Here is a 10,547-nt window from a genome sequence, read left to right on the forward strand (position 1 = left end):
TTTCAGACTTGTGTGTACACCGTAGCCTAAGAGGAAAGAGGCTTTGAATCTTACTCCCCTTCCCTTGTGGTTAAGGGTTAGGTCTGTATTGGACTTAACTAATAAATCGCACCCTTCGACCCCATTCAACTTTGAGATTAAGGTAAAATTATCAGTAAAAGTATTAAGAATTTTAAATAAACTAATCAATGTCCAGCATTTCTCTTGACAAAAGTAACTCTCGTGTTGTCGTTATCGGTGGCGGAATAGGTGGACTGACTGCTGGAGCATTATTAGCTCATAGAGGTTACAGCGTCTTAATTTTGGATCAGGCCCTTGTCCCCGGAGGCTGTGCTTCGACGTTTAAACGGCAGGGATTTACCTTCGATGTGGGAGCAACTCAGGTGGCGGGGTTGGAACCAGGGGGAATTCACCACCGCATTTTCTCAGAATTGTCAATAGATTTACCGCCAGCAACGCCTTGTGATCCTGCTTGTGCGGTATATTTACCTGGAGAAAGCACACCGATTAATGTCTGGCGCGACCAAGAGAAATGGCAAGAGGAACGACAAAAACAGTTCCCCGGTAGCGAACCATTCTGGCAATTGATGGCAACTTTATTTAATGCCAGTTGGGAATTTCAAGGACGCGATCCGGTGCTACCACCACGTAATTTATGGGATTTGTGGCAACTAATGCAAGCGGTGCGTCCCAGTACATTAATTACTGTACCCTTCACCTTGTTTACGGTAGGAGACGCTTTACGGTTATGTGGACTGGGAAATAACCAACGATTGAGGACTTTTTTAGATTTGCAACTGAAGTTGTATTCCCAGGTGGATGCAGAACAGACAGCATTACTTTATGCTGCAACAGCGTTGAGTGTATCCCAACTGCCCCAAGGATTGTTTCACCTCCAGGGAAGTATGCAAGTATTAAGCGATCGCCTAGTACAATCCTTAGAAAGAGATGGCGGCAAATTGTTGATGCGCCACACTGTAGAAGAAATCAAAGTAGAAGACGGTAAAGCTACTGCTGTAGTGATTAGAAATCAGAAAACTGGCGAAGTCTGGACAGAAGCCGCTGACCACATAGTTAGCAACGTCACCGTGCAAAACTTGGTGCAGTTGTTGGGACAAGCCCCATCTGGTTATCAAAACCGGGTGGAAAAACTGCCCCAAGCATCGAGCGCGTTTGTGATTTATTTGGGTGTAGATGCCAGCGCGATTCCGCCTGGATGCCCTCCCCATCTGCAATTTCTGTATGATGCTGATGGCCCGATTGGCGAGAATAATTCCCTATTTGTTTCCGTCAGTCATCCTGGAGACGGCCGCGCCCCAAATGGTAAAGCCACAATTATTGCTTCTTCATTTGTCGATCCTGCACAGTGGTGGCAGACTGAAGATTATCAAGGACTAAAAGAAAAGTTTACCCAAGAAGCGATCGCTCGTCTTGCCCAATACTTCTATCTCAAACCAGAAACGATTATTCATCAAGAAGCCGCAACACCGCGCACCTTTGCTCATTTCACAGCCCGCGATCGCGGTATAGTTGGTGGCATTGGTCAAAGAATACCCACCTTTGGCCCCTTTGGGTTCGCCAATCGGACACCAATCTCGCATCTGTGGTTAGTTGGTGACTCCACCCATCCAGGGGAAGGTACTGCTGGGGTAAGTTATTCGGCGCTAACAGTAGTCAGGCAAATTGAGGCGCAAAACTGATCAACTACTAGTAATTGATAAGTCCTCCTTCGTTTGCAGGCAAGTCATACTTGTAACCGATGGCAAACGGGACAGAAAACTGGTGAAATAAGATTAGTATTGCTAATCTGGAGTAATGACAGACAGCGTTTTAATTATTGGTGGACGGGGGCGGATTGGTAGCACTGTTGCTCAGGATCTAGCTACCCATACGCAGGCACAAATTACGATTACTGGACGTTCTGCGGAGTTTGGGGAGGCTGTTAGCTTGTCTTCGGGAGGACAAGTGCAGTTTTTGCTATTGGACTTGGCAGAAGTAGACAAGCTGCGAGATGCGATCGCAAACTCTAACTTAGTCATCCACTGTGCTGGGCCATTTCACTATCGAGATACTAATGTTCTCGAAACCTGTATTGCTCTAGGCGTTAACTATGTAGATGTCAGCGACCATCGTTCCTATACCAGCAAAGCTCTCAAGTATAATGAACAAGCTGCTACTGCTGGTGTAACAGCAATTATTAATACTGGCATTTTCCCTGGTATTTCTAACAGCATGGTACGTCAAGGTGTTGAACAATTTGATCAAGCAGAAAAGATCCATTTAAGTTATTTGGTTTCGGGTTCTGGTGGTGCTGGCATTACAGTGATGCGGACAACTTTTTTGGGGTTGCAGTATCCTTTTGACACTTGGATAGATGGAAAATGGCAGCTAATCAAGCCTTACAGTGAAAGAGAATTAGTTGAGTTTCCACCTCCCTATGGACGCACCGGAGTTTACTGGTTTGATATGCCAGAAACCTTTACACTGCCCAAAGCTTTCCCATCAGTAAAAACTGTAATTACTAAGTTTGGCTCTGTTCCCGATTTTTACAATCACCTAACTTGGATTGCGGCACACGTTTTTCCCAAGTGGTTAATGCAGCGTCGTTACATGATTGAATTTCTGTCTCATGTCAGCCATTCAATGACAGATGTCACTAATAATTTTACTGGAATTGGGGTAGCAGTTCGTTCAGAAGTTACAGGGCAAAAAAATGGTGAAACCGCCGTTTATTGTTCAACTGTAGTGCATGAAAATACAGCGATAGCTTCTGGTTGCGGCACAGGTAGTATTGCCCAATTAATGCTAGAAGGTAAACTCAATAAACCAGGTGTTTTTCCTGTCGAAGAAGCACTACCAACAAATTTATTTGAAGAGGCAATGCAAAGCCGAGGAATTAAAATTAATCACAGTTGGTTATAGCTTAATACGCTTGAGTTAAGCACACCGGGTGAAAATTTTATCTGATTTCACCAAATATCAGAAACAGATACATAGGTAGGGGAGTACAGCGGTACGCCCCTACAACCAATTCATGTGTTGCAATCACTGTTGAAATTGCAGATCATATTTTGTTGAAGCAAGTGCGATCGCTTTTTCGAGGTCGGCGGGATTAATGACTCCCAAAAGATTGCGTTCTTGCTCATTCAATGGTAAATTGACAGGCTGTCCTACCTCTGCAAAAAACTGCTCACCCCCTGCTGGTGTCACCCACATCAGGATTTTGGCAGGCTTTGACCCGATGTTTTTATAACCGTGGTATTGACCCCTAGTGAAATGCATGAAAGTTCCGGCAGTTGCAACGATAGTCTGCTCGTCATGCTGGTACTCAACCTCTCCCTCAAGAACATAGTGTGCTTCGTCCGCTTGCTCGTGAATATGGGGTGGTGCAATACTTTGCGGTTGCATTAAAACCTCTGCTAACCCATATCTTCCGCCTGTATCTTTCCCTTCAGCCAGAAGAGTATACAAGTCACCCAAAACTAAAAATGTAGAACCTTTACCTGGTTGAACTAATGAGGTTTTAAAATTGACTGTCATTGTAGTTATTCTCCTTTGTTAATTGTCAGTAAATTAACTAATTAAATGTTGTTGAGATAAACATTGGATCTAAACCCAACATTTCTTTAGTAACAATATAGAGGTTCCCATTCAGATGCGGTACAACATTATATTGCGAGATGTAAGGGCACGGCAGTACCCATAAGTGTCAACTTAACTTAAAACTCATGTTCCACAAGTAACTGAAGTTCCTTGCTAATAACTCAAGTCAATCTTTTGATTACTTAATAAATCTGAAAAAGTGATTTATTTTGGATAAGAATGTCTTAGTTATGAGTATTGCCGTGTTCAGAAGTTTTGTTTAACTCTGAATTGATAATAGACTTTTTCTCTTTTAGATCCAGCCTGAAAAAGACATATATAGTCAGTAATTTATTTAAAAGATTTATCTATCTGTCAGAAAAAGTAATAAAAAGTAAAATTACTAATGGTAAAAGCCACATCCTCTGGATTTAACCGATAATACTTTACCCACTTGCCCTCTTCAAGCGGTCTTCGTGACTCAGTAGACAGACCGGCGTTGTGAAAGATACTGCCCCAAAATCCAGATGGGAGACTCATCAAGGGGAATGCTTAGATTCAGGATACCTTTAATATGGGGTGCATTGCGTTTAGAAAACCTGTCAAAACCTGAATCACCTCCTCCTTTCCTGTAACTTCCACTCCTGTTTACCACTGAGTCCACTTGAGTAGACTTTAGCTATGAGGTGCTGAAATTTATTTCTGGAGAGGATGTCAGTAAGCACGACAATTTGACTATTACAAAAATGTAGGTAGTGCTAAAACCTAAAAGGTTCAGATAGCATTAACTGAACTATAGGTAAAAATTAATATACCCTGCGGTAGAAGGAAGAACTGTACTTAAACACTTAGGATGCCTGTGAGCCTTAAATATTGAATATATTTATACATGACCAAGGCTCATAAAATAAAAAGAGGAGATTTTTTCATGCAAAAAATTTTATTAACTTTAAAGCAAGCATTACGTTCCAGCTTTTTGGTTCTTGCCTTGATGATTTCCATCAGCCTGTCAGGTTCGTTTATTTTCATTCAGCAAGCTAGTTATGCAACTACTCTTGAAGAATTGAAGCTAGTACCTCCAGAATATAAACCAATTTCTGAAGAAAAAATTAATCGAGCTAACGAATATGACCCAGGCGTTGGCGCTCAAGAGGAAGAACGAGAAGAAGCTTATGAGGAAGCAATAAAAGATGCAGGAAGCCTTAATACTATGGAGGAGGCTTACGAAAGGAATTTGAAGGCTGAGAGAGAACAAAATCCCCCAGAAACTTTTGGTGAAAAAGCGAAACAAGTTATTGAAAAGGTGACAGGTAAGTAGGAAATATAGACCTAATCACTAACTCTTTCCCGACAAGGGATGCAAAGTAAGATTCAAAGCCTCTCTCCTAAAAGGAGAGAGGTATGGAGTGAGGTAAAAACTCTACTAGACCCAAGCTGTTCACAACGTAGAAGGGTAAGTAGTGCCCACTTTACAAAAATTACTTTTATTCAAATTCATCTATTGTGGCGGGAGGAGTAGTCTTTTTATGATTAGCAAGATTGCGCTCATACCACTTCATTAATGGAGTTGAACTAATCCCATGTATAATCACAGAAGCGATAATAGTAGTGTAAGTTATCCAAGCAATTTGTTCGCCTGCTTCACCTTTTAAGCCATGACCAAACGCATAGGCAAGATAATATAAAGAACCAACACCGCGAATACCAAACCATCCAAATAACAACCGAGTTCCTGGGTGCATGGTTCGACGGTGTGATTCTACAGGACGTTTACCTATTGTACTAATCCAAACTCCTACAGGTCTGATTATCAAGAATAATAAAATTATCACTATCAGAGATTGCCCAGCATAATTGAGCATTGGCTTTAATAATAATATTGAACCTAATAGTAAAATTGTCCCCACTTCCAACAGCTTTTCAATTTGCTCAACAAATTCCAATTCTGCTAGCGGTTTTTCAGGATTTCTGTAACTGCGTTGAACAACTAACCCAGCAATAAATACTGCCAGAAATCCATAGCCATTCAACATTTCTGTTAAGGAGTAAGTTAGTAAAATTGTACTGATAGCAATAAAATCTTCCATTACCTTATCGGTAGCACGGCGTTTTTGAATTTTTTGCTCAATCCAAACTATAGATTTGGCAACAACAATTCCCATAATGATGCCAACTGCGATCGCCCAAATTAAATCAACTGCTATCCACTGTTTAAACCAGTTGCCCCAGTTATCATTTTCTAATGCATGAATGCCAAAATAAACGAAGGGAAAAGCTAAAGCATCATTTAAACCACCTTCAGAAGTTAAACCAAATCTCAATTCATCTTGGTCATTTGTATCGGTCAGTTGTACTTCTGATGCTAATACTGGATCTGTGGGTGCAAGAATTGCTCCTAATAAAATTGCTTCTCCCCAATTCATCCCTAAAAACAATTTACCCACAACAGCCAGAGCAAAAATTGAAATTGGCATCAGAAATACAATCAATCGCACCGTAATATCCCAAACCCCCAACTTTAGAGGACGAATAATTCTTAAGCCGCAGCCAAACACAGAAATAATTACTACAAGTTCTGTTACTTTCTCCAGCAGTTGGGCGTTGAAAACTTCATTTTGACGTAATTGAACAAGTTTTAAGCCGTAAGGCCCTAGAAATATACCAACTAGTAGATAGATAAGGGCAAAAGAAAGAGGTAGGCGAGCAATCCAACCTGACCCTAATGTGACCATCAGCAAAAGTAGACCAACCACAAATAGGTCAATAATATAGGTATCTACCATATAGCGATTTATATAAAAATTAGGTGTTGCTTTATAAGCTTAGTTGCAATAGCTTTGTATTAGAAGTTACCTATGGACAGATTTTTTCGGATTAGGGATTGGCGATTCAAACAGGCTACCAAATTAGAGAAGAAAAGAATAGATAAATTTGGCGTTGGCTTTGCCTGCTTTCTCTGCGTTCGCGCAGCGTGTCGCAGACAGACGCTACGCATAGCTTGCTTCCACGTTCGCGGAGCATCCCGTAGGGAAGTGGTACGGCATCACACTTTAGATTATTCGCGTCAATAGCACAAGAATATCGCTAATGCACAGTTGTGCGCTCCAACCAATGGTCTATATTCTCTACTTTCTCACTCAGAATCGCCCCAATTTAGTACAAATATACTATAATATAGATAGCGTCCACAAAGCCTAGCCAAATGCATAACGGTTTTGTGAAAACCTTCTGGAAGATGGATTCAAGGGTTAGTTCGATGATGAAGCATTACATTCTCAACCTCAATCCGACTGCCAAGCATGAATGGGATCGGTGTATTTTACGTGACCCGCTGACTGCAAAACGCCCAGACATTGCCAAATTAATTGCTGAAGCGGTTGGTGCTGATACAGGCAGTTATTTGGTGAGCGTGAATATCGAAGTTCAAGTTTTGCAGCAAGCGGCGGTACCTCAAGCAGAACAACTCTCGCTTTCATTTCCAGAGGTGAGTGTGCCCTCACAACCACAACTGCGGGAAGCGGCTTGAGCTATAGTGCAGAGTTTAATAGAGAATAATTAGCCTGTATAAGCAGGCTTACTTCGTGTAGCCGCAGACTTCAGTCTGACGGCTAACGAAATCATGGGTATATGAGCGGACTTAATCTTAGAAGGCAAAATTAATGGCGTTGTTCAAAGCAGCGGTAGACACATTGCTGACGGTAATAAAGTTGACAGCATGACCTTTTCCAGATGAACCATCTGGATCAATTAAAACGATCGCACTAGTTCCCTTAGTCTCGAAGCGCAAATAGCCGTTGGCGAGCGCACTGGCAAAATTCAGGTTGGCTAGACCAGAATTTTGGAAAAGTTGCCGTAGGACAATCTTGTCAGTACTTTTTTTAAAGTCAGCGATCGTATCGCCCGCATCCTGGATATTTGTATAAACGAACGAGTCTGCGCCTGCACCACCTGTGATCGTATCTTTCCCGTGGTAGCCAGTGATAATGTCATCGCCAGCAGTACCATTGAGAGTATTGCTTCCACAGTTGCCATTGATGACATTGACTTTTGCCTCAAATGCACCAATGTCTACCTTACCGCCAGAGATGCGAACGAAGCCAGAACCACGTTGGTCAAATGGTACTTGTTCAGTGATGTTGCCATCGCCATCCTGATCTGTGGTATCAAGAGGTACGTCTGCATTCTTGCCACCGTTGATGGCAGGGCTACCCGTGACTAGGGCGTGAGTTTTAACCGGGCCGCCGTTATTTTGCAAGGTAGTATCGATAACTTCTGTGATGGCAACAGTTAACTGTTCGCTAGCATTAAAGCCTGTACTGCTACCGAGGCTGCCGATGAGGTTATAGCCGTTGCTAATGAACTTACCTACTAGATCAAGGTTGATAGCATTAGCTGGATCGTCATTGGGGGTGTCAAAGTTGCCAGCGACAATGCTGTTTTTTACTATGATGGTGCCAGAGTTGGAGTTGTAAATGCCGCCACCATCGCCATACTCGTAACCACTATAATGTACAAGTTCGAGCCCGAAAGCAGTATTGAGCGTGATAGTGCTGTTGCTCACCGTTAAGGTGCCACCATTATTGTAAATACCACCGCCAAAGTGTGCTTTATTGCCACTGATGGTACTGTTAGTCACTGTTGCGATGCCACTGTTATAGATGCCGCCACCGATGTCGCTGTCACCAACGAAAGCGTATATAGAGTTGCCATTGATGGTGGTGTTATTCACCAACAAAGTGCCACTATTGTAGATGCCACCTCCATTGCCTCCACCATTGTTACTAATAGTGCTGTTACTCACGGTCGCAGTGCCGCCACTATTGTAGATGCCGCCGCCGAAGCCGGGTGAGTCGTAAGATGATCCTCCATTATTGCCACTGATGGTACTATTGCTTACTGTGAGGATACCACCATCATTGTAGATGCCGCCAGCGTAGAAACTTGCCGTGTTGTCACTGATCGTGCTATTACTCACTTTCAGAGTGCCAGTATTGTAGATGCCACTGCCGCGGAAATATGAAATATTCTCACTGATGGTGCTGTTACTCACCGTGAGGCTGCCAGTATTGTAAATGCCGCCCCCCGTGTCTCCATTATTACTACTGATGCTGGCGTTGCTTAACGTCAGGGTGCCTTTATTGTAAATGCCACTACCCCCCAGAATTTCAGAATTATCACTATAACTATTGCCCTTGGTGATAGTCAATCCTTTGATTTCAACAGTGGCATGACTGCTTATCTCAAAAATACGATAAGCATTATTACCACTAACAGTGAGCAAGTCCGCCCCTGTACCGTCAATCTTCAGGTCATCTGTGATACTCAGACTACTACCAGCAAGGGTGATGGTATCAGCGATCGCATCAGTAAACAACCCACCAAATTTAATGATGTCCTTTCCTGTTAGAGCATTCGCATTTAGTATTGCCTGTTGTAGTGAACCAGCACCGCTGTTGTTGGTGTTAGTGACGGTAAATGTAGACATTGATGTTACTCCGATTTTTTCTCATTCTCAGGGGAATTAAAAGATGCGGCTAAAAACTCGCACTTGTAGCGGTTCGAGTATTTTAGGAACCACTAAAAAGCAGTACACTGCCGGAAACAGCGCTGTGTCAGGTGTGCAATAAATCAGTCACAGGATTTGGTGAGGTACGTTGCCCAAAATGTAATTGGGTTTTGCGACTACTCAACCAAAACTATTGATTCTCAAAGCCAAATCTCTAGGGAATTAACCTCTCAAACTCTGGAGGGTTATGAAAATATACTTAAACTCAAAACAGTTGTTTAGCAAACATTATATACAAATAGGAGATTCTAATTGAAAATTTATTGAGAGTTCATTTTAACTTCATTTTTACTGGGATACAGTAAAGTTACTGTAAGTTTTTGGTGAATAGCGATCGCTATATCTGCACCTTAGACATAGCTTTTAATCCCCTAATTCAGTACATTTATACTATAATAGTATATATAGCATCCACCCAGCTTGGTTAAGTGTAAAACTGCTCTGTGACAGCCTTTTGGAAAATGGATTCCAGGGTTGGTCTTATGCTTAAACACTAGATTCTTGACATGAGAGGAAAATTATTAAATGATGCAACTGAGTCATTATCCAGCTGCGATCGCACAAGCTGCCCAACGGACTAATGAAATAGACTCTCAGTTGATGGCAGTGCAGCACCAAGTTAACCGATTTGAAGGCAATGCAGACCGCACCGCCGCCTTTGAGATGGATTTGAAAAATGATGCTCAACGCAAGGCTCGTCGCTTTGAAGTGCTGCTTGTGAATCAGGAATATCAAAAGTCAATAGACACCCAGATTCGATTAACTCTCGATAAAGCAAATGCAATCGCCCATTTGGAATATCTGCGTAACCAGTTTAGTGTAGCTAAGTTGGAAGCAAGATTAGCGATTGTTCAACAACTCTCTGATTTAGAATCTCGTGAATTAGTTGGTTTGTAATCACATCCATAAACCCCAGACTCAAATCTGGGGTTATCCTGCAATACACTTTAACCTCTCTTTCAAGAAACAAAGCAGGAGGCAGGAGGGAAGAGGATTTGACTTGTTTATTTCATTCGTAGCGGGTGGTACGCCGCCCGTGGGGCGCTCCTAATACCAATTCACGAAAACCCTGATACAGATAGATTTCTTGTAGGGGCATGGCATTGCCATGCCCTTACCAACGTATTTGTATCATTATTAAAGTGAAATGGTATAAGAGGAAAGAGGCTGTGAATCTTACTCTTGTTCCCTCTCCTTGTAGGCTACGGTGCAATACAGTTCAGTTAAGGAAATCTATCTGTTAAGGCAGGTAGGGGAGGCTGGCGTCCCTCCGCAGGCGAATGCACCAAGCCCGAACGCAAGAGCGTCTCCTGTCCTGAGAAGGGTGCGTTACGCTGGCGCGATGCTAAATTGTTGCAATCATGGCGATGCCTGCGGTTCTTGCTAGCCAACGCATTTG

8 protein-coding genes are annotated in these 10,547 nt (G+C 42.5%); 5 read left to right on the plus strand and 3 right to left on the minus strand.

Annotation, left to right across the window (positions count from 1 at the left end; translation table 11 throughout):
- The first annotated feature begins 188 nt into the window (after positions 1–188).
- Both crtD and Q0541_RS09695 read left to right on the plus strand, forming a co-directional pair.
- Positions 189–1,700: a C-3',4' desaturase CrtD gene (crtD, locus tag Q0541_RS09690; RefSeq protein ID WP_298908841.1), complete on the plus strand. Its 1,512-nt coding sequence runs from the start codon at positions 189–191 to the stop codon at positions 1,698–1,700.
- Between the two features lie 115 nt (positions 1,701–1,815).
- Positions 1,816–2,922, plus strand: a complete 1,107-nt coding sequence (locus Q0541_RS09695; protein WP_298908843.1) for a saccharopine dehydrogenase NADP-binding domain-containing protein — start codon at positions 1,816–1,818, stop codon at positions 2,920–2,922.
- A gap of 123 nt (positions 2,923–3,045) precedes the next feature.
- Here the strand turns inward: Q0541_RS09695 and Q0541_RS09700 are convergent, their stop codons facing one another.
- The gene (locus tag Q0541_RS09700; RefSeq protein WP_298908845.1) at positions 3,046–3,540 is read right to left on the minus strand and encodes a cupin domain-containing protein; all 495 of its coding nucleotides are present in this window, start codon (positions 3,538–3,540) and stop codon (positions 3,046–3,048) included.
- A 970-nt stretch (positions 3,541–4,510) separates the two neighbouring features.
- Between Q0541_RS09700 and Q0541_RS09705 the strand changes: the two genes are divergently transcribed.
- Complete coding sequence (locus tag Q0541_RS09705) at positions 4,511–4,900, plus strand: hypothetical protein (protein ID WP_298908846.1); 390 nt, start codon at positions 4,511–4,513, stop codon at positions 4,898–4,900.
- Between the two features lie 166 nt (positions 4,901–5,066).
- Here the strand turns inward: Q0541_RS09705 and Q0541_RS09710 are convergent, their stop codons facing one another.
- A complete protein-coding gene (locus Q0541_RS09710; protein ID WP_298908849.1) occupies positions 5,067–6,365 on the minus strand; it encodes a sodium:proton antiporter in 1,299 nt (432 codons plus the stop codon).
- A 473-nt stretch (positions 6,366–6,838) separates the two neighbouring features.
- Between Q0541_RS09710 and Q0541_RS09715 the strand changes: the two genes are divergently transcribed.
- Positions 6,839–7,108: a hypothetical protein gene (locus Q0541_RS09715; protein ID WP_069069307.1), complete on the plus strand. Its 270-nt coding sequence runs from the start codon at positions 6,839–6,841 to the stop codon at positions 7,106–7,108.
- 117 nt (positions 7,109–7,225) lie between these two features.
- On the opposite strand, the gene Q0541_RS09720 is transcribed toward Q0541_RS09715, so the two are convergent.
- A complete protein-coding gene (locus Q0541_RS09720) occupies positions 7,226–9,067 on the minus strand; it encodes a choice-of-anchor Q domain-containing protein (protein ID WP_298908852.1) in 1,842 nt (613 codons plus the stop codon).
- A gap of 606 nt (positions 9,068–9,673) precedes the next feature.
- On the opposite strand from Q0541_RS09720, the gene Q0541_RS09725 reads away from it, so the two are divergent.
- Positions 9,674–10,045, plus strand: a complete 372-nt coding sequence (locus Q0541_RS09725) for a hypothetical protein (protein WP_298908855.1) — start codon at positions 9,674–9,676, stop codon at positions 10,043–10,045.
- Positions 10,046–10,547: the final 502 nt, after the last annotated feature.

The organism is uncultured Nostoc sp. (assembly GCF_937863485.1).
In the GTDB taxonomy this organism is placed as follows: domain Bacteria; phylum Cyanobacteriota; class Cyanobacteriia; order Cyanobacteriales; family Nostocaceae; genus Nostoc.